Source organism: Listeria monocytogenes (genome assembly GCF_013282665.1).
Classification (GTDB): Bacteria; Bacillota; Bacilli; order Lactobacillales; family Listeriaceae; genus Listeria; species Listeria monocytogenes_C.
Genome location: NZ_CP054041.1, coordinates 791,207 through 811,186 on the forward strand (window position 1 = coordinate 791,207; position 19,980 = coordinate 811,186).

Annotated in this window: 17 protein-coding genes; all 17 read right to left on the reverse strand. The window is 38.6% G+C overall.

Annotated features, from left to right (window positions below; translation table 11 throughout):
- Window position 1 precedes the first annotated feature (1 nt).
- The 17 genes from HRK21_RS04040 to uvrB all read right to left on the reverse strand — a co-directional run bounded on the left by HRK21_RS04040 (window position 2) and on the right by uvrB (window position 19,930).
- Window positions 2–970, reverse strand: a complete 969-nt coding sequence (locus HRK21_RS04040) for a YvcK family protein (RefSeq protein ID WP_070006523.1) — start codon at window positions 968–970, stop codon at window positions 2–4.
- A gap of 1 nt (window position 971) precedes the next feature.
- The gene (rapZ, locus tag HRK21_RS04045) at window positions 972–1,847 is read right to left on the reverse strand and encodes an RNase adapter RapZ (protein WP_003729205.1); all 876 of its coding nucleotides are present in this window, start codon (window positions 1,845–1,847) and stop codon (window positions 972–974) included.
- A 107-nt stretch (window positions 1,848–1,954) separates the two neighbouring features.
- The gene (locus HRK21_RS04050) at window positions 1,955–3,685 is read right to left on the reverse strand and encodes a phospho-sugar mutase (RefSeq protein ID WP_070006524.1); all 1,731 of its coding nucleotides are present in this window, start codon (window positions 3,683–3,685) and stop codon (window positions 1,955–1,957) included.
- A 42-nt stretch (window positions 3,686–3,727) separates the two neighbouring features.
- Window positions 3,728–4,789, reverse strand: a complete 1,062-nt coding sequence (locus HRK21_RS04055; RefSeq protein WP_077952750.1) for an aldose epimerase family protein — start codon at window positions 4,787–4,789, stop codon at window positions 3,728–3,730.
- 15 nt (window positions 4,790–4,804) lie between these two features.
- A complete protein-coding gene (gene galE / locus HRK21_RS04060; RefSeq protein ID WP_070006525.1) occupies window positions 4,805–5,788 on the reverse strand; it encodes a UDP-glucose 4-epimerase GalE in 984 nt (327 codons plus the stop codon).
- Between the two features lie 116 nt (window positions 5,789–5,904).
- A complete protein-coding gene (trxB, locus tag HRK21_RS04065; RefSeq protein WP_003739737.1) occupies window positions 5,905–6,864 on the reverse strand; it encodes a thioredoxin-disulfide reductase in 960 nt (319 codons plus the stop codon).
- 78 nt (window positions 6,865–6,942) lie between these two features.
- Window positions 6,943–8,418 (reverse strand): tetratricopeptide repeat protein, encoded by a 1,476-nt coding sequence (locus HRK21_RS04070; RefSeq protein ID WP_070006526.1) that lies wholly within the window; start codon window positions 8,416–8,418, stop codon window positions 6,943–6,945.
- Window positions 8,419–8,502: 84 nt separating this feature from the next.
- Window positions 8,503–9,000, reverse strand: a complete 498-nt coding sequence (locus HRK21_RS04075; RefSeq protein WP_069888388.1) for an acyltransferase — start codon at window positions 8,998–9,000, stop codon at window positions 8,503–8,505.
- 3 nt (window positions 9,001–9,003) lie between these two features.
- Window positions 9,004–9,657: a pyrophosphatase PpaX gene (gene ppaX, locus HRK21_RS04080; protein WP_003739740.1), complete on the reverse strand. Its 654-nt coding sequence runs from the start codon at window positions 9,655–9,657 to the stop codon at window positions 9,004–9,006.
- A gap of 41 nt (window positions 9,658–9,698) precedes the next feature.
- On the reverse strand, window positions 9,699–10,532 hold the full coding sequence (lgt, locus tag HRK21_RS04085; protein WP_003739741.1) for a prolipoprotein diacylglyceryl transferase: 834 nt from the start codon (window positions 10,530–10,532) through the stop codon (window positions 9,699–9,701).
- An 84-nt stretch (window positions 10,533–10,616) separates the two neighbouring features.
- Window positions 10,617–11,555, reverse strand: coding sequence for an HPr(Ser) kinase/phosphatase (gene hprK, locus HRK21_RS04090; RefSeq protein WP_003722615.1), 939 nt, complete (start codon window positions 11,553–11,555; stop codon window positions 10,617–10,619).
- Between the two features lie 186 nt (window positions 11,556–11,741).
- The gene (locus HRK21_RS04095) at window positions 11,742–12,095 is read right to left on the reverse strand and encodes a phage holin family protein (RefSeq protein WP_069888387.1); all 354 of its coding nucleotides are present in this window, start codon (window positions 12,093–12,095) and stop codon (window positions 11,742–11,744) included.
- Window positions 12,096–12,103: 8 nt separating this feature from the next.
- Window positions 12,104–12,304, reverse strand: a complete 201-nt coding sequence (locus HRK21_RS04100) for a PspC domain-containing protein (RefSeq protein ID WP_003739743.1) — start codon at window positions 12,302–12,304, stop codon at window positions 12,104–12,106.
- 22 nt (window positions 12,305–12,326) lie between these two features.
- Window positions 12,327–13,538, reverse strand: coding sequence for a DUF4097 family beta strand repeat-containing protein (locus tag HRK21_RS04105; protein ID WP_070006527.1), 1,212 nt, complete (start codon window positions 13,536–13,538; stop codon window positions 12,327–12,329).
- A gap of 66 nt (window positions 13,539–13,604) precedes the next feature.
- Window positions 13,605–14,867 carry a DUF4097 family beta strand repeat-containing protein gene (locus tag HRK21_RS04110; RefSeq protein ID WP_003739745.1) on the reverse strand — a complete coding sequence of 421 codons (1,263 nt, stop codon included), beginning with the start codon at window positions 14,865–14,867 and terminating at the stop codon, window positions 13,605–13,607.
- Between the two features lie 208 nt (window positions 14,868–15,075).
- Window positions 15,076–17,946: an excinuclease ABC subunit UvrA gene (uvrA, locus tag HRK21_RS04115; protein ID WP_069888386.1), complete on the reverse strand. Its 2,871-nt coding sequence runs from the start codon at window positions 17,944–17,946 to the stop codon at window positions 15,076–15,078.
- A gap of 7 nt (window positions 17,947–17,953) precedes the next feature.
- Window positions 17,954–19,930 carry an excinuclease ABC subunit UvrB gene (uvrB, locus tag HRK21_RS04120; protein ID WP_003739747.1) on the reverse strand — a complete coding sequence of 659 codons (1,977 nt, stop codon included), beginning with the start codon at window positions 19,928–19,930 and terminating at the stop codon, window positions 17,954–17,956.
- Window positions 19,931–19,980: the final 50 nt, after the last annotated feature.

Here is a 19,980-nt window from a genome sequence, read left to right on the forward strand (position 1 = left end):
CTCACTCCTTTTCATTAGTTTGGTCAGGTAACAACGCTAAAAGCGCATCCGCTACCTTTTCAGCAGCATGGCGCACAAGGCCATCCTCTGTAGAAAGAAAATCTTGATAAATGGCTTCTACTCCAAGCTCTTCCATTCCCTTGGCATTATGCTCTACTTGAGCAACATCCTCTGGAAATAGAAGTTCTTTCGGAACAGTCGTCGTATTAATTAACGTTTTATCTATAAAAGATTTCCCCACATGCTCATGGATAACTTTAATATGATCCGCATCTGAGAAAAAGTCGGTTTCGCCAATTTGCGTTAAAATATTCGTAATATACACTTTCGGAGCCTTGCTTGCGATAATTTCATCGGCTAATTCCGTAAGTAATAGATTTGGTAAAATACTTGTGTATAAACTTCCTGGGCCAATAACAATCAAATCAGCCTCTTTTACTGCCTCTACTGCTGTCGGATATGGTTTAACATTTTCTGGTTCGATATAAACACGATTAATATGCTTCCCTTGTAATGGAATAAGTGACTCGCCGTGCACGATAGAACCATCTTCCATTTCGGCATTTAAGATAAGCGGTTGATCCGTTGCTGGAATGACTTTGCCGCGGATTTTAAGCACTGTTGCCAGAACATTAATGGCATCGACATAGCTATCATTCAATTGCGATAAAGCGGTTAAAATCAAATTCCCAATAACATGCCCCGATAAATCACCATCTACCGCAAAACGATATTGGAACAAATCGACAACACGTGGATCAACATTGGATAAAGCTAGCATGACATTACGAATATCCCCTGGTGGGAGTACATCCATTTGCTCACGAATTTTACCGGAACTACCACCATCATCCGCTACTGTAACGATAGCCGTTAAATGGATATTCTTCTTTTTAAGACCTTTCAAAATAACAGGAAGGCCTGTTCCACCGCCGATTACTACTACTCTAGGTTTCGTTTCCTTTTTCATATTAACGGCCCTTTCTACGTTTCATATCTCGGTGTGAAATCGTTGTCTCATATTTTTGTTGGATTGCTTTACCGACGAACTCTGTCAAGGCTACAGAACGATGCTGCCCTCCTGTACACCCAATAGCAATAACTAATTGCGTCTTCCCTTCTCGTTTGTAAAAAGGAAGTGTAAACATTAATAAATCTACTAACTTATCTAAAAAGGTCTGCGTTTCAGGCCATTTCATCACATATTCATATACATCTTCATCAAGCCCTGTAAGCGGCCGCATTTTGTCGATATAGTGTGGATTCGGTAAGAAGCGTACATCAAACACTAAATCAGCATCAATCGGAATCCCATATTTGAAACCAAACGACATCAATTGTACATTAAATACATCTTTATCTTCGGTTTGGAATTCATTATTAATTCGCTCGCGTAACTCACGTGGTGCCATATTCGACGTATTAATAACTAACTGCGAACGCCCTTTTAAATCACTAAGCAGTTCACGCTCTGCATTAATTCCGTCAAGCACAGAACCGTTTGGCTCTAGTGGATGGTGGCGGCGCGTCTCTTTATAACGCGATACAAGCACCTTATCATCTGCCTCTAAAAAGAGAATTTTCGTTGTTATAAAATTGGTATTATCTAACTCATCAAGTGCTGGTTCAATCGAATCGAAAAACTCTCGTCCGCGAAGATCCATTACGAGCGCGATTTTATCCATTTTGTCGCTTTCTTTCATTAGCTCCCAGAATTTCGGAAGTAAACTTGGTGGTAAATTATCTACACAAAAATAACCGAGATCTTCTAAAGACTGCATTGCAACTGTTTTCCCTGCCCCAGACATCCCAGTAATGATTACTAATTTTAATTGTTTAGAAGTCATATCTGTCTCATCCTTTCGCACAAATAATATCTACCTTCCATTTTAGCACACTTCCCACTAGAAAATCCCGGAAAAGTCTCTAAAGTGAGTTTCCGGGATTTTTCTTTTTAAGCTTCGATATGTTGCATCAAATCAGCTTTTACTTTTTCTAATTTTGCGGTACTTTCTTCCTTACTTTCGCCACGAATACTAAAGTAGAATTTGATTTTCGGCTCTGTGCCTGATGGACGTAAACAGAACCATGAACCATCTTCAAAATAGCATTTAATAACATCCGCTGTTGGCAAATGGATTGCTTCGGTTTTCCCAGTCGCAATCCAAGTTGTTTCGCCTCTCAAATAATCTTCCACACGTTCCACAGTGAATCCACCCATACTTGTCGGTAGTTGCTCGCGGAAACCGCTTGTAATTTCTTTGATACGCCGAGAACCGTCTTTACCACTTAAAGTTAAGGAAACTAGGTCTTCGTTGTAATAACCAAATTCATCGTAAATTTGCTCTAAATCTTCTAGTAACGTTCTGCCCTCTACTTTGCTAACGAGCGCAACTTCCGCCATTGCAAGAACCGCTTGAATCGCATCTTTATCACGCGTAAACGACTTAACCATGTAACCATTACTTTCTTCATAACCAAATTCAAATGTATGCTTACCAGTTTCTTCAAAATGTTTGATTTGTTCTGCGATAAATTTGAAACCAGTTAAAACTTCTATCATTTCCGCGCCATAATGCTTCGCGATTTCCGTTCCAAGATTACTCGTTACAATCGACTTCAATACCGCTGCATTAGCCGGTAATTCATTTTGCGCTTTCTTTTGTTTTAATAAATAATGTAATATAATCGCACCAATTTGGTTTCCAGATAACACTTCATATTCTCCGTCAAGATTACGAACTGCCACGCCTAAACGGTCAGCATCTGGATCTGTTCCTACTAAAATGTCGCCACCAAACTTCTTGCCATATTCAATCGCCAGTAAAAAGGCTTCTCGGTTTTCCGGATTAGGCGATTTTACTGTCCCAAAATCAGGATCATTCACGAATTGCTCGTCAACCTTAACAATATTCGTGAAACCAACACTTTCAAGCGCTGGAACGCCAAGAATTCCACCAGTACCATGAAGCGGCGTGAAAACTATTTTCAAATCCTCCCCGCGTTCCTTAACAAGTTCCTTATTAACAATGACCTCTTTTAATTTTTCCAAATAAGGACGGTCTACTTTTTCACTAATTACCTCTAGCAAACCATTTTCGATTAATACTTCTTGGCTCGCCACTTCTACAGAAAAAATATCTTCTACTGCATTTATGTAATCAATTACGGCACTTGCGCCAGTTGGAGGCATTTGCCCGCCATCTTCGCCGTATATTTTGTAACCGTTATATTCTGGTGGATTATGACTAGCTGTAATAACAATCCCGCCAAATGCATTTAAATAACGCACGGCAAAAGAAAGTTCCGGTGTTGGTCGAAGTGCATCAAAAACATAGCTTTTCACACCATGATGCCCTAATACTGCCGCCGATTCAAAAGCGAACTCACGCGACATATGACGAGGATCATACGCAATAACTATCCCACGTTTTTTAGCTTCTTCCCCGTTCTCCGCCACAAATTGCGCTAAACCAAGAGAAGCTTTACGAATAGTATAGATATTCATACGATTCGTTCCAACACCTAGTACACCGCGCATTCCCGCCGTTCCAAATTCCATATTACGATAAAAACTATCTTCCAGTTCTTTTTCATTAGCTTCCATATTTGTTAATTGTTTTCGTAAGGCGCTATCTAATTTGTCATTAGCAACCCATTTTTGGTATTCTTCTTGCCAATTCATTCTCTACACCCCTCCATTTAAAACTACTTTATTTAAAATTTATCAGCTTTCCGCAGTGAAACGAAAAGCTGTCCTAGATGTGAAAGGTTTTTCTGGCCGCAATATAATATCTCCAAATCCATCCTGATTAATCGCATCCACTAACCCTTGCGTCTCCATCGTTATACCAGCATATTTTGGTACAGGGCACCCGTCTATCTCGAAAGTACTAGTCAAACTATTTGCTGTATATACTAATACGGAATCCGCTTCTGTTTCCATTTCTAAGCGCCGTCCTGACTTTGGATCAAACAAAACTGCATCTGGACGACCATTTTCATGTTTTAAAATGAATGCATGATCTAGCCCCGCACCAACTAATTTTATTTGCTGATCCTGACTTTGCGTAATCTCTGCTACTTCACGACCTGCACGCAAATCAAAAATAGTATTTTCCACTGAACGTTTTTCCCCAATTGGAAGAGACTCTTCATCTATAGGCAGGAATCTATCACTATTAATCCAGAGCTGATGCTGTAAAACTGTCGCACCAGTCTCTCCGCTCAAATTAAAATAAATATGATTGCTCGGGTTATAAATAGTCGGTTGGTCGCATTTTGCTTCATAATCAATTAGCCATTCATTTTTATTATTTAATGTATAAGTCATCCTAGCATTGATATTCCCCGGATAGCCATTTTCCCCGTCAGCCCAGCAATAGTCAAAAGTCATCACCATTTGATCAAGCTCTTTTTCCACAGTTACATTCCAAATCTTCTTACTAAAATTAAGTTTGCCTCCATGCCGGTGGTTATTCCCTTCATTTTGAGTCAGTTGGAACTGTTTCCCGTCTAGCTTAAATCGCCCATTACTAATACGACCAGCAACGGGACCAAGCGTCGCACCAAAGTACGGCGAATGTGCTAAATAATCATCTAGACTCGTAAAACCAAGACTAATATTCGCCAAATTGCCAAATTTATCTTTCGTTTCTAGGGAAGTAACAATCGCTCCGTAATTTAATACACTCATGCGCATACCGTGGTCATTTACCATCGTCCATTGCCAGACCGTTTCCCCTTCAAATTCACCAAATTGTTTCTTGATTACTTCGATGAAAACCACTTTCCTTCATAGTTATTAATAGCCATTTGGGTGAGCTACGTGCCATTTCCAAGCGGTTGCAATAATATCTTTTACGTCTGTATAAGTAGGCTCCCAACCTAGAATTTCACGCGCTTTATCACTAGAAGCAATTAATGTTCCTGGATCTCCTGCGCGGCGTGGTACAACTTCAGCTGGAATTTCTTTACCTGTTACACTACGAGCTGCTTCAAGCATTTCTTTTACTGAAAAACCATTACTACTACCAAGGTTGAAAATATTACTTTCCCCGCCATTTTTCAAATATTCTAGCGCTTTAATATGCGCGTCAATTAAATCTTCTACTTGTACATAATCACGAATACAAGTGCCATCAGGCGTATTGTAGTCATCACCGTAAATCGCTAATTTTTCTCGTTGACCAAGCGCAACTTGTAAAATAATTGGAACTAAGTGCGATTCTGGTTTGTGATCTTCCCCAATCGAGCCATCCGCTTTGGCACCAGCAACATTAAAATACCGGAGTGCAACATATTTCATATCATACGCTTTGTCGCACCATTTCATCATTTTTTCCATGATTAGCTTCGTTTCGCCGTAAGTACTTTCCGGATTTGTTGGCATCTCTTCCGTAATCGGCACACGTTCTGGTTCCCCGTATGTAGCAGCACTAGAAGAAAAGACAATATGCTTCACGCCAAATTGCTCCATCACTTCTAAAACAATTTGCGTACCATAAACATTATTATTTAAATAATCTAGCGGCACTTCCATTGATTCTCCTACAAGTGAACTAGCAGCAAAATGAATCACACCATCTACCGTTTCTTTTTCAAAAACCGAACTTAAAAATGCCTTATCACGAATATCTCCTTCATAAAATTTCGCCTTTTTATGAATAGATTCTTTATGCCCTGTTCTTAAATTATCAATGACTACTACTTCATATCCGCGAGTAATTAACTCATCTACTGCATGTGAACCAATATAGCCAGCTCCACCAAGTACAACAATACTCATTATTTATCTCTCCTAACGATAGTCTTTGTCCTCTATTTTACACTACTCAAGTCCATATAGTCACGCAAAAATGGGTCTAAGATAAATAATCCTAGACCCATTTGCATTTTTTACAATTATTTAGCTGCTTCAGCTTCTAATGACTCTTTTAATTCTTCTACATATTTTTGAGCATTTTGCCCAGCAAGTCCGCCGTCGCCTGTCGCTGTTACAATCTGACGTAAGCTTTTCGCACGAACATCCCCGGCTGCAAAAATACCAGGAAGATTTGTCCGCATTTCCTCGTCTGTAACAATATAACCTTCATCGTCTGTAATACCTAGGTTTAAGAATGCTTTCGTAAGTGGCACAAGTCCAACATAAATGAAAACACCATCCACTGGCATAATAGATTCGGAGCCATCCACTGTAGAAACAATTTTGGCTCCAGTTACTTTTTTGCCATCGCCAACAATTTCTTCTACTGTACTATTCCAAATGAAATCCACTTTTTCATCTTTAAAAGCACGATCTTGTAAAATTTGTTGTGCACGCAATTTATCACGACGGTGTACAATCGTTACTTTATCTGCATAACGAGTCAAATAAGTTCCTTCTTCAACTGCAGAATCTCCGCCGCCAACCACGATTAATTCACGATTTTTGAAGAACGCGCCATCACAAACAGCACAATAAGAAACGCCGCGTCCGCTAAGCTCTTCTTCACCAGCTGCACCAAGTTTGCGGTGTTCAGCGCCAGTCGCAATAATAATCGCCCGAGCTTTATAGGTTTTCGATCCAGCCGTTACTGTTTTAAATTCTTTTCCGTCAACAACTTCTTTAATATCGCCATAAGCATACTCAGCGCCAAATTGTTTTGCACCACTAAGCATCTTGTCGGATAAATCTGGCCCTAAAATACTATCAAATCCAGGGTAATTTTCTACCTCTGCTGTATTAACCATTTGTCCGCCGGGTACACCGCGTTCAATCATTAACGTATCTAAATCTGCACGGGAAGTATATAAAGCAGCTGTCATTCCAGCTGGTCCCGCTCCAATAATAATCACATCATAAATTTTTTCTTCACTAGCCATTCTTTTTGCCCTCCTCGTTTATGTGTATACAATAGTTAGCCTAAATTAATCCTAATACGGAATAGCAAAAAGGTCTATTTATCTGCTCAGGACGCGCTCAATATCTCGTGCACATTTGCCACATTCAAATTCTTCTACTAATTGAAGTTTCAATTGCGGTAAAAATAACTTTGCAATCGCGCTCGCCACTGTCTCTATCGTATAACGACCAAGTATTAAATCTTTCCCCGCATCGTTTAAAACTAAAGAAAACAGCTTCTTATACAACGCCATATTTTCTTCATTTAACAAAATACCATGCTCTCTTAAAATAATCATCGCTTTGGCAATCAAATAACCATTTTGTTCGATTGCGCCATCTGGAAAATAATCAAAATTAGTAAACAATAAATGCTCCATGTAAGACCAATCGCTCATATCGAGTAATGGATGGAATAACACTAACTCTGGACGATTCCCAGAAATAGTTAACGCATAAACACCTAGCATATGAATTAAATCATCATTCTCTTGAAGCATATCAAGCACAAGTCGCGTGTCATTCGTTAAATCTACCTCTTGCTCCCATGGAAATCGAACATCTTCATACAAATCACACTCTAAAAAGGAATGCCAAAACATTTTCGCCCCTTCAACAACACCTAAATAGTAGGAAGATTTCGCACGAAAATAATAATACTTGCTACGCTCCGTTACTTCCAAATCAGCCACTTGTTCAAGCAAATCGTCCGCTTCCTCATAATTCCCCATCATCGCATGAATAAGACCAAGCTTCTCTTTGTGATGCGCTAAAACTGGCAACACATCCCGAAGTTCAAGATAGAGCTCATCCGCCTCCTTGCGATTCCCTTTGTAAAAATGATAAATAAATAAATCACAAATACCTAAAAGATTCCCCGGATTTCGCGCTAATAAATCACTTAAAACTCTGACGCCCTCTTCTTCTTTCAACTGTTCAAAATAAAGAGAAGCAAGTTGATTATAAGCAGGCCAAAAATTCGGTTTTTCGTCAATGACTTTTCTTAAAATATCACAAGCCGATGCACTATCTTCTTCCGCCAAATAGCGGTTAATTTCTTTTTTATACGAATAGAATTCTTGCTCTAATTTAGAAAAACCATTTTCAATAGTTTCACCAAAAGGCGTTTCTTCTAATAATACTTCAATTAAATCTTTCGCTTCCTCGGTATATTCATCATCCGTTGCGCTATCCAAATAACGGTTAGCATATTGTAGTGCTCTCCGATAATCTTTCATATACGCAAAATTATTCGCAATAAAATAATAGCAGTATTCCATGTTCCCATTGCGTTGTTCCAAAACATCTCTAAGTAGCTGATTCGATTTATGAAATTGCCCAATTTCTGTATAACATATTGCCAGCTGACAAAGAATAACCGCTTCTCCCGGCTCAAGTTCAGATGCCCGTACTAAATACCTGATTGCTTCTTTAATTCTTTGATCACGAAACGCTTCCACACCGCGTTCAAAATAAAACTGACCATTTGGATAAAATGGATAGATTTTTGCGGGTGTTTTTTTGTCTTTTTCCATTTTTCCACCTCCAACATTACCTTTATCCTAATGAGTATAACATAGAATTTATGACTTTGGGCGACAAAAAAGCTACTACAACTTTTACGTCAAAGCAGCTTTTTCTTTTATTATTAACGGATTTCCATAAGCAAAACTACCAGCAGGGACATCCACTGATACAAGCGCACCAGCGGCAATCACCGCACCGTCTCCAATTACAGTACCTGGAAGAATAGTGACATTCGCGCCAACCATCACATCCCGGCCAATCACCACTTCCCCAACGCGATACTCCGAAAGTAAATATTCATGCGTCAAGATAGTTGTATGATAACCAATAATCGAGTTTTCGCCAATCATAATCTTTTCCGGAAAAAATAAATCCGGCATAACCTTATAGGCAATGGCAGTCTTCTCGCCAATTTCCATTCCAAGACATGCGCGATAAATTGCACGCTTACCGCCCATCCACGGAAAAAAACGACCAAATTCAATTACTAAGGTATTCTTCAAAACCTTCCAAAAAGAAATTGTTTTATACACTTGAAAAAGGGTGTTGACTGTATCATCGGGTGCCTTAAACCTATCCAGCCGCCGCAAAATTTATTCCTCGTCCCTAACAATTGCGAGTAAATCGCTCATTTTTTCTAACATAAAATCTGGTTGGAACTGCGCCAAATGTTCTGGACCTTTAATCGCCCAGGCCACACCCGCAGTTAACGTTTCCGCATTTTTCCCAGCCTCAATATCATGATAATTATCACCAATCATAATCGCTTCTTCTTTCGTCGCATTTAACAGCGAAAGAGCCATCTCAATACCTTCTGGATCTGGTTTAGCATTAGAAACTTGATCTAACCCAATGACCACTTGGAAAAATTTATCTAAGCCTGTCACTTTAAGTCCACGCATAATCGTATCATACATTTTCGTCGATACAATACCTAGTTTATAATCTTCTTCATATAAAGCCCTAATTGCTTCATAAACTCCATCATATTCTAAAATTAGATCATCATGATGCTTCAAATTATATTCTCGGTAAAAAGCGCGCATTTCATCAGCATGCGCTGGATTTATTTCCCGAAACGTTTCCATTAAAGAAGGCCCGATAAATGGTAAAATATCTTCTCTAGTAAAAACTCGGTCCGGCAAGAATTTTTGTAACGTCACTTGGAACGTCTTAATAATCAATTCATTTGTGTTTATAAGTGTCCCATCTAAGTCAAACAACAATGTAGTAATTTTCCCAGTCATAATTTCTTCCTTTCTTAATCAAACTCGAAAATCTCTAACTTTTATTTCTTTTTAACTACTTTACCAAATTTATCTTCCATATAATACGGCGGGTTCATTTTCACACGACGATAAATAATGATGCCAATGGACAGAACAATAAGAAGTAAAGATAGTACTTGCGAAACTCTAAAGTCACCCCACATTAAGCTGTCTGTCCGCATTCCTTCAATAAAGAATCTTCCAAACGAATACCAAATAACATAACCGAGGAATAACTCCCCACGACGAATTTTTGTGCGACGAATAATTAATAGAATAATAAATCCAAGCACATTCCATAAACTCTCATATAAGAAAGTCGGTTGATAATAAGCACCATCTATGTACATCTGGTTGATAATAAAGTCTGGCAGATGAAGTCCCTCTAGAAAAGCTCGAGTTGTTTCAGCACCATGCGCTTCCTGGTTCATAAAGTTTCCCCAACGTCCAATCGCTTGTGCAATAATCAAACTTGGCGCAACAACATCCGCAAGTTGCCAAAATGAAATCTTTTTAATCCGTGAAAAAATAATGGCCGTTAAAACCGCACCAATTAGCGCACCATATATAGCAATACCTCCGTGCCAAATCTTCACTATTTCGCCTAAATTATTCTTATAGAAATCCCACTCAAAAATAACATAGTAAATTCGAGCACTAATAATCGAAATCGGAATTGCCCAAATCAACAAATCCACAATAATCTCTTTATCCATTTTGCGCTTGTTAGCTTCACTTAAAGCAAGAAGTAACGCAATAACAACAGCCGAAGCAATAATAACTCCGTACCATTTGACAGATATATTACCAATTTGAATCGCCACTGGATCAAGTGGCTGAACACCATTACCCATAATTCCCCTACTTTCAAAAAGACAACTCCGCAACCAAACACGATTTTTGTAATGTCTGTTTGGCTACGGAGATGCTTTCTCTATTTAATCATTCATGCTACTATTATGACCTATTAAATTATTCAAGTCTTGTGTAAATTGCTCTGCTGCATTGTATCCCATGTTCTTCAAACGGAAATTCATAGCCGCTACCTCAATGATAACAGATAAATTTCGCCCTGGTCGAACAGGAACCGTAATTTTCGGAATGTCCATATCAAAGATTTTTGTCTTTTCTTGGTCTAACCCGACACGGTCATAATGCTTGTCAGGATCCCAATTTTCAAGGTGCACAACGATAGTAATCTTTTTACTAGAACGAACAGCGCCTGCTCCAAATAAAGTCATTACATTAATAATCCCGAGCCCACGAATCTCAAGTAAATGTTCAATAATTGCTGGAGAAGAACCAATTAACGTCATTTCATCCTCTTGACGGATTTCTACGTTATCATCTGCTACAAGTCTATGTCCTCGTTTTACAAGCTCTAGTGCTGTTTCACTTTTACCCACACCACTGCTCCCTGTAATCAACACACCTAGACCATAAATATCTACTAGCACACCATGCATCGAAATAACTGGCGCAAGTCTGCTTTCTAAGTAATTCGTAATATAAACAGATAAACGCGTCGTTTTAAGTCGCGAACGTAATACCGGAATATCGGCTTCTTTCGCTGCAGCAACTAATTCTTTCGGCACTTCTAAATTTCTAGAAATCACAAAAGCAGGCGTCCGCTTCGTACACATTTGTTTATATCTTTTGAGACGTTCTTCTGGTTCCATTCCTTCAGAAAACGATATTTCAGTCATGCCAAAAAGTTGCACACGATCTTCTGGATAATAAGAGAAAAACCCTGTAAGTTCCAGCCCCGGCCGAGATAAGTCACTTGTTGAAATTGGCCGTTCAAGTCCCGTTTCCGAACAAATTAGCTCTAAATTAAGTCGTTCCTTTAAATCCTTTACCGTAACCGATTTTGTCATGCAAGTACCTCCAAATGAATTATAAAAGTCCATTACTGTTCGCTACAAAATATTATTTAGAAAGCTCCTTCTCATTTTAGCACTTTAGAAGGAATCAAGCTACCTCTTTCTTCCCAAATGGCTCTACATAGCAAAACCAGCTACATTTAAAAGACTGTTTTTAGCCTAAAAATGTAGCTGGAATGTTTAATTTTCTTTGTTACCCCATAAAACGGAATTAATAATCATATTTGCGAATGCCATAATTGCTGCGAGAATTAACGCTGTTCCAAAACCATCAATTTGGAAAGAATCTCCAATAAAGAAGGTAGTCATTTCAAGCATAATTGCATTGACAACAAAGGTGAAAAGTCCAAGTGTGAAAATATTAATTGGTAATGTTAAAAGGAGTAAAATAGGTCTAATTAGCATATTAAGAATTGCTAATACAAAACTCGCTAGTAGCGCTGTCGTGAATCCATCTACATGAAAACTTGTAAAGAATCCTGATAAAGCTACAAAAAGCACCGAGTTAATAATTACGCCTATAATCCAACGCATGTTTTAGTTCACTCCCATTCTGATTCAGGTGTCGCCTTCGGAATAATGATTGCAGCTAAGATATAAAGTAAAATCCCAGATCCCAAGAATAAAGTAGCCGCTACCCAGACTAGACGAACGATCGTTACTTCAATTCCAAAGTATTCTGCAATCCCACCACAAACACCAGCAAGCATTTTTTGTGAAGAAGATTTATATAACTTTTTCATTGTATTCCCTTCCTTTCATTTGTTAAACGTTTTTTGTTTCGAGTTCCGAAACCTTGATAATTCCATTTCCTACTTTTGCTTGAAGTGTCGCCATGCTTATTTCTTCTGCATTTTGAGTGAAAACAAAAGTTCTATCCGCATCGTCCCAAATTTTTGCATTTTTTAAGTCAAAATAGATTTTTTCTTTTTTAGTAGCCAATGTTCCATCGACATTCCATGTTGGTGGAATTTGAATTCGAATATCGCCATTTAGTGCTTCTAAATCTGCAGCCGAAGAAGTATCGTTTTCAAGTATATACTCAACGTCACCTTGCGCTGCTTTGGCAATCGTTGTATGGAAGCTACCTTGAAGTGCAATATCTCCTTTAGCAGTAGACATATCCACATTTTCTACTGTGCTGCGTTTGAAGAAAATTTCTCCATCCGCTGATTCTGTGCTCAAGAATTTACCGCTAGCTCCAGATGAACGAATATCACCATGACGCGTTTTAATAATAGCATCTTCAGCAGCAGTATCATCATATTTCAAATTGCCGTTCAAGAGCTGAATTTTTACTTGCTCATATAAACGTTTTGGAATAGTAACAACTAAATCGGTTTTTAAAAGTTCATTTTTGGATTCAAAAGTGAAGCTATCTGGAGAAATATCAAGCATTGTTTGACTAAAGAAGTAATCCCATAATTTTTCTTCACTTAGTTGACGAATGGAGCGCGCTTTTTCATGTACTGCTAATACTGCGCGGATTTTCATTTGTTCTTTGTCCCAAGAACGGATAATAACATCACCTGTCGCAACTCTAATAGTAAAGGAACGGAAAGTCGCACTATCAAAATTGAATTCTCGTACTGGTCGAGGACGTGCTTCTTTCTTCCTTGGGCCGTGATGAATTGGTTCGGCATTTCCTGATTTTGGTCTTCTGTGATGATGGCTATTTCTCATCGCTTCTCGCACTTTCTGTCTAGCTTGATTACGTCCTAGGTGACGATTTCTTTTTTCCTCCACGCGACGACGATGCCGTTCAAGTACTTCTTCATTACTTGTATCAGAAGAAGGAATCACAAACAAGGCTACTATATAAGCGATAATCGCAATACCGGTTTTCATCGTAATAATGGTGATGATAATATAAATTAGTCGCAGAAGTGTGGCATCTATTCCTAGAAACTCAGCTAGCCCACCAAACACACCGCCGACTTTCCGGTCCACTCTTGATCTTCTTAATTTTTTATCCATGTTAGCTCTTCCTTTCTTATATCTATGTAAAATCTAGCGCGCATTCCGGCGCTAGATTTCGTTTAATTATTTTACATCGCGAATTTTTACGGAGCCAGTAGTTGCTTCCGCTTCAATTTTCAAGGAAGAATCAGCTGCATCTGGTAGTTTAGTGAAAATAATTGATTTACTTACGGACTCTGTTTTAGATTCAAGAATTTCGGCATCTTTTAAATCTAAAAGTAATTTACCTAAGTTTGTGTGGAAACGGCCATCTACACCAATTGCTGCGGGTACAACCACATCGATATTACCTGCACCGGTTTTTGCTTTTAAGAAAGTAGCTTCATTTCCAGTTAGTTGATAATTTACATTACCATTTTTAGTTTGTAAATTGGTAGAGTAATAATTACCTTTTACTGCCACGTTACCGTTGAATGTTTTCAGTGCAACATCACGAATTTCACCATTTTGGATACGAACGTTACCATTAATGGACTCAATTTCTGCCAAAGTAGCGTTTAAAGTGCCAATACTGATATTACCATTGGTTGTTTTTACAAATAAATCACGACCAGATAATTCATCCATATGGAAGTTACCATTAAGCATTTTAATGGAAACATAATCATACTCACGACGAGGCAAGTATACAGTTAAGTTTGTAACGATTTGTTTCGATTTAGACTCAAAACGTAAAGTTTCTTCATCTACACGCAAGGTCGTTTTGTCAAAGAAGATTTTAAGTGCTTCATCTTCTGGATATTCTTTAAATAGTTTAATCATCGCGTGAACTTTAATGTCGTTCGAATCGGATGGTTTAAATTCAATGTTACCATTAGCAATTTCAAATTCTAAAATAGACAGTGTTGTATCATGATAAATGAAGTCACGTTCGATTTTTGTTGAAGTTAAGAATGGGAATGGCATATCCTTCACTTGTTTAAAAGCACTGTTGAGGAAAGAACCGATTTTTTCACCCGCTTGGGATAAATCATTAACCATATTGCGCATGGACTCTTCACGGTCTTTAGAAGAACTTTCGCCATCTTCTTCCTCGTATCTTTCACGATTTTCTGGAGTTGGCTCAGGACGTCTTTTACGACTTTTTGGAGGTGTGTAAGGATTGCCTTGATTGTTCCAGCCTTTACTGTAATCATACGATAATTCTTCTTCTATTTCTTTTTCGACTTGTTCTTCTTCGCTTGGAGCTGCAGAACGACGAATATTTTCTTTTGCTGCTGTTTTACCTTCTTTTTTAGAAATATTCTCAAGTAATGTAAGAGCTTCTTCAGTGGAGATAATACCTTGTTTGACTAATTCAAGAATACGTTTGCGTTCATTTTCCATTTTCATTTCCTCCTATAATTTAGGCTATACTATTTTAGGCTTGCTTTCACATGCAAGTAACATATCTGTTTTATCTATGACTCTATTATGAAGGAAAAAATAATTTCTGTCATACAACCAGAGGATGATTATTTGTTTGGACTTTGGGTGGTTTGGTCTTAGGAACTATTAAAAACCCCGCTTATATTTTGCATAAGCGGGGTTTTGATTATTTTTTCTTGGCTGTTGCGATTCGTTCTTCTGTGCGTTCTTTATCGCGTTCTAAAATTGGTTTCAAGTATTTACCTGTATATGATTTTTTCGAGCGAGCAATTTTTTCAGGTGTGCCGGTTGCAATAATTTGACCGCCACCATCGCCGCCTTCTGGTCCTAAATCAATCAAGTAATCCGCTTGTTTAATTACGTCAAGGTTATGCTCGATAACTAATACTGTATCACCATTTTCTTCTACAAGTCTTTGTAATACTTTGAGTAAACGACCAATATCATCTGCGTGGAGACCAGTGGTCGGTTCATCAAGAATATAGAAAGATTTTCCGTTACTACGCTTGTGAAGTTCCGAAGCTAGCTTAACGCGCTGTGCTTCACCGCCAGAAAGAGTCGTGGCAGGTTGTCCAAGTCGAATATAACCAAGTCCAACATCCACAATCGTTTGCAGTTTACGTGCAATTCTCGGTTGATTAGTGAAATATTCTAGGCCTTCTTCTACAGTCATCTCTAATACTTCAGCAATATTTTTGCCTTTGTAACGAATATCTAACGTTTCGCCATTGTATCGTTTTCCATGACAAACTTCACAAGGCACATACACATCTGGTAAGAAATGCATTTCAATTTTAATGATTCCGTCGCCTTTACATGCCTCACAACGTCCGCCTTTTACGTTAAAACTAAAGCGACCTTTTTTATAGCCCCGAACTTTGGCTTCGTTAGTACTTGCAAAAAGGTCCCGAATATCATCGAAAGCCCCTGTATAAGTAGCTGGATTAGATCTTGGTGTTCTTCCAATTGGTGATTGATCAATATTGATGATTTTTTCTAGATTTTCGATACCTTTTATTTCTTTATGTTCACCTGGTTTTGCATGGTTTCTATTTAGCTTTCTCGCTAATGCTTTACGTAATACTTCATTCACTAACGAGCTCTTTCCTGAACCTGACACTCCGGTTACGCAGGAAAAAGTAGCTAATGGAATTTTTGCATTTACGTTTTTGAGATTGTTTGCTTTAGCACCAATAATTTCTAATTCCAGTCCGTTACCTTTTCTTCTTTTGGCTGGAACCGGGATGAATTTTTTGCCTGAAAGATAGTCGCCAGTGATTGAATTTTTATTTTTGGCAACTTCTTCTGGTGTTCCGGCTGCTACAATTCGCCCGCCGTGTTCTCCCGCGCCTGGGCCAATATCAATAAGATAATCTGCGGCCATCATTGTATCTTCATCATGCTCAACGACAATTAGTGTGTTTCCAATGTCACGCATACTTTGGAGTGTGCTAATTAAACGATCATTATCTCGCTGATGAAGTCCAATGGAAGGTTCATCCAGGATATAAAGTACCCCTGTGAGCCTAGAACCGATTTGTGTAGCAAGTCGAATTCGCTGTGCCTCACCACCAGAAAGCGTTCCTGCTGCGCGGCTCATTGTTAGATAATCGAGCCCAACATTTTTCAAGAAGCCAAGTCGAGCACGTACTTCTTTGAAAATTGGAGCAGCAATTTGTGTTTCTTTTTCAGAAAGCTCTAAGCTATCAAAGAAGTCTAATGCTTCATTAATAGAAAACTCACTGATTTGCCCAATATGATGGTCATTTACTTTAACGGAAAGTGTTTCTTCTTTTAGACGATAGCCTTTGCAAGATGGGCAAGGTAAATCTGTCATATATTGTGCCATTTGATCGCGAGTGAAATCGGAATTTGTTTCACGATAGCGACGTTCGATATTCGGAAGTATACCTTCAAATGGAATCCAAGTTTCGCGTGTCATGCCGAAATCATTTTTGTATTCAAAGTAGAATTCTTTATCTTTTGATCCATTTAAAATAATATCTAATTCTTCTTTAGTTAGTTTCTCCAAAGGTGTATCCATATCTATTCCGAACTCTTTACAAGCAGAAGCTAGCATTTGTGGATAGTATTGCGAGCTAATTGGGCGCCAAGGAATGATAGCACCTTCATTTAGAGACAGACTTCTATCTGGAATAACCGTATCGACATCAACTTCAAGTTTAGTTCCAAGCCCATCACAAGTGGGGCAAGCGCCAAATGGGCTGTTGAAAGAGAACATTCTTGGTTCTAATTCACCAACGGAAAAACCACAATAAGGGCACGCATAGTGTTCGCTAAATAATAGTTCTTTATCGCCCATGATATCAACGACTGCATAACCATCTGCTAAGCGAAGTGCCGCTTCAATGGAATCGTACAAACGAGTATTGATACCCTCTTTAATCACAATACGGTCAATGATAATTTCGATTGAATGTTTTTTATTTTTCTCGATTTCAATTTCGTCATTGATATCATAAATTTCTCCATCAACACGAATCCGAACATAGCCTTCTTTTTTTATTTCCTCAATAGTTTTCTTATGGGTTCCTTTTTTACCAGAAACGATTGGAGCCATTATTTGAATACGTGTTTTTTCTGGGTATTCTAGGACGCGATCCACCATTTGTTCGATTGTTTGGGAAGTGATTTCAATACCGTGATTTGGACAAACTGGATGCCCTACACGAGCATAAAGTAGTCGCAAATAATCATGTATTTCTGTGACGGTACCAACAGTTGAACGTGGATTACGACTTGTTGTTTTTTGATCAATCGAAATGGCGGGGCTTAATCCTTCAATTAAGTCCACATCTGGCTTATCCATTTGTCCCAAAAATTGGCGCGCATACGCGGACAAAGACTCTACATAACGCCTTTGTCCCTCTGCATAAATCGTATCAAAAGCAAGCGAAGATTTACCTGAACCTGAAAGTCCAGTCATAACTACTAATTTGTCTCTAGGAATCTCTACATCAATGTTTTTTAAGTTATGGGCTCTTGCACCCTGAATTACTATTTTCTCTTTATCCAATTTCGCTTCATCCTTCCGCTTTTATTTCCAGTAAAGCATCGCGAAGTTCAGCAGCACGTTCGAAATCAAGTGCTTTGGCCGCTTCTTTCATTTCATGTTCCATACCTTCAATGAACACATCGCGTTCTTTCTTAGACATTTTGCTTAAATCATGTTGCTTCACTGCTTCTCTTTCATCTGCGGCAGAAGTCGCTGCGATGATACCACGAATTTCTTTTTTGATTGTTTTTGGTGTAATGCCATGTTTTTCATTATATTCAATTTGAATTTTACGACGGCGTTCTGTTTCGCCAATAGAATTGCGCATCGAATCGGTCATTTTATCAGCATACATGATTACTCGACCGTTTTCATTACGAGCAGCTCGACCCATTGTTTGAATTAAGGAACGCTCGGAACGAAGAAATCCTTCTTTGTCTGCATCTAAAATGGCAACAAGAGAAACTTCAGGTAAATCGATTCCTTCACGAAGCAAGTTAATTCCAACGATAACATCATACACACCAAGTCGAAGGTCACGAATGATTTCGATTCGCTCTAGCGTCTTAACTTCCGAGTGAAGATATTGTACTTTGACACCTGCTTCTTTGAGATAGTTGGTCAAATCCTCTGACATTTTTTTCGTTAAAGTGGTGATTAAAACACGTTCGTTTTTCTCGACGCGATCATTAATCTCATCCATTAAGTCATCAATTTGCCCTTGAATCGGGCGAATTTCTACGATTGGATCTAGCAAGCCTGTTGGTCGAATGATTTGTTCAATGACTTCTGGATTTTTTTCTAGTTCATAAGGACCTGGTGTGGCGGAAATGAACATAATTTGATTGATATGCTTCTCAAATTCTTCTAAACGAAGCGGCCGGTTATCTAAAGCACTAGGCAATCTAAAACCGTGATCGACTAGCATCTGTTTTCTGGCTTGGTCTCCGTTAAACATACCACGAATTTGTGGCATGGTAACATGGGACTCATCAATTACTATTTGGAAATCATCTGGGAAATAATCCAGTAACGTGTATGGAGTAACTCCCGGTGGACGAAGGGATAAATGTCTAGAATAGTTCTCAATACCAGAGCAATAGCCCATTTCTTCCATCATTTCTAAATCATAATTCGTCCGTTGTTCAAGACGTTGTGCTTCGAGTAATTTATTATCTGCACGTAAAACTTGGAGGCGATCTTCTAGTTCTGCTTTTATATTAACAATTGCTTTTTTCATAATATCAGGTCTGGTAACAAAGTGAGATGCCGGGAAAATGGAAACATGTTCTCTTTCTCCGATAATTTCGCCAGTAAGTGCATCTACCTCTCTAATTCGTTCAATTTCATCGCCGAAAAATTCAATCCTCATGCAGTGCTCGTCTCTTGATGCCGGGAAAATTTCGACAACATCACCACGAACACGGAAGCGTCCACGTTGAAAGTCTATATCATTTCGATCATATTGAATATCTACTAATTTGCGCAGCAGCTGATCACGGCTAATTTCCATACCAACACGAAGCGAAACGAGCATCTCTCCATATTCAATCGGCGAACCTAAGCCATAAATACAAGATACACTCGCAATGATAATTACATCACGACGTTCAAAAAGCGCAGCCGTAGCAGAGTGACGAAGCTTATCGATTTCATCATTAATACTGGCATCTTTTTCGATATACGTGTCGCTTTGTGGTACGTACGCCTCTGGTTGATAATAATCATAGTAGCTGACAAAATATTCTACCGCGTTATTTGGGAAAAATTCTTTAAACTCGCTATAAAGTTGACCTGCTAGCGTCTTATTGTGAGCCATGACAAGTGTCGGCTTATTTACTTCTTGAATCACATTGGATACGGTAAAAGTTTTCCCTGTACCGGTTGCACCAAGTAAAGTTTGGTGTTTCAAGCCTTTTTTTAATCCCGCAACTAATTGTTCTATCGCTCTAGGTTGGTCTCCTTGTGGGCTATACTTAGAAACTAACTCAAATTTATCCTTCAACTCGGATTCCCCCTATTCTTTATCGGTCCGATTCTGGTATCTGAAAAGCT

Bases quoted from the DNA above. Each gene is read 5' to 3' on its own strand.
- HRK21_RS04040 (WP_070006523.1), bottom strand. From the start codon at position 970: ATGAAAAAGGAAACGAAACCTAGAGTAGTAGTAATCGGCGGTGGAACA.
- rapZ (WP_003729205.1), bottom strand. From the start codon at position 1,847: ATGACTTCTAAACAATTAAAATTAGTAATCATTACTGGGATGTCTGGG.
- HRK21_RS04050 (WP_070006524.1), bottom strand. From the start codon at position 3,685: ATGAATTGGCAAGAAGAATACCAAAAATGGGTTGCTAATGACAAATTA.
- galE (WP_070006525.1), bottom strand. From the start codon at position 5,788: ATGAGTATTGTTGTACTTGGTGGAGCTGGCTATATTGGTTCACATGCA.
- trxB (WP_003739737.1), bottom strand. From the start codon at position 6,864: ATGGCTAGTGAAGAAAAAATTTATGATGTGATTATTATTGGAGCGGGA.
- HRK21_RS04070 (WP_070006526.1), bottom strand. From the start codon at position 8,418: ATGGAAAAAGACAAAAAAACACCCGCAAAAATCTATCCATTTTATCCA.
- ppaX (WP_003739740.1), bottom strand. From the start codon at position 9,657: ATGACTGGGAAAATTACTACATTGTTGTTTGACTTAGATGGGACACTT.
- lgt (WP_003739741.1), bottom strand. From the start codon at position 10,532: ATGGGTAATGGTGTTCAGCCACTTGATCCAGTGGCGATTCAAATTGGT.
- hprK (WP_003722615.1), bottom strand. From the start codon at position 11,555: ATGACAAAATCGGTTACGGTAAAGGATTTAAAGGAACGACTTAATTTA.
- HRK21_RS04095 (WP_069888387.1), bottom strand. From the start codon at position 12,095: ATGCGTTGGATTATAGGCGTAATTATTAACTCGGTGCTTTTTGTAGCT.
- HRK21_RS04100 (WP_003739743.1), bottom strand. From the start codon at position 12,304: ATGAAAAAGTTATATAAATCTTCTTCACAAAAAATGCTTGCTGGTGTT.
- HRK21_RS04105 (WP_070006527.1), bottom strand. From the start codon at position 13,538: ATGGATAAAAAATTAAGAAGATCAAGAGTGGACCGGAAAGTCGGCGGT.
- HRK21_RS04110 (WP_003739745.1), bottom strand. From the start codon at position 14,867: ATGGAAAATGAACGCAAACGTATTCTTGAATTAGTCAAACAAGGTATT.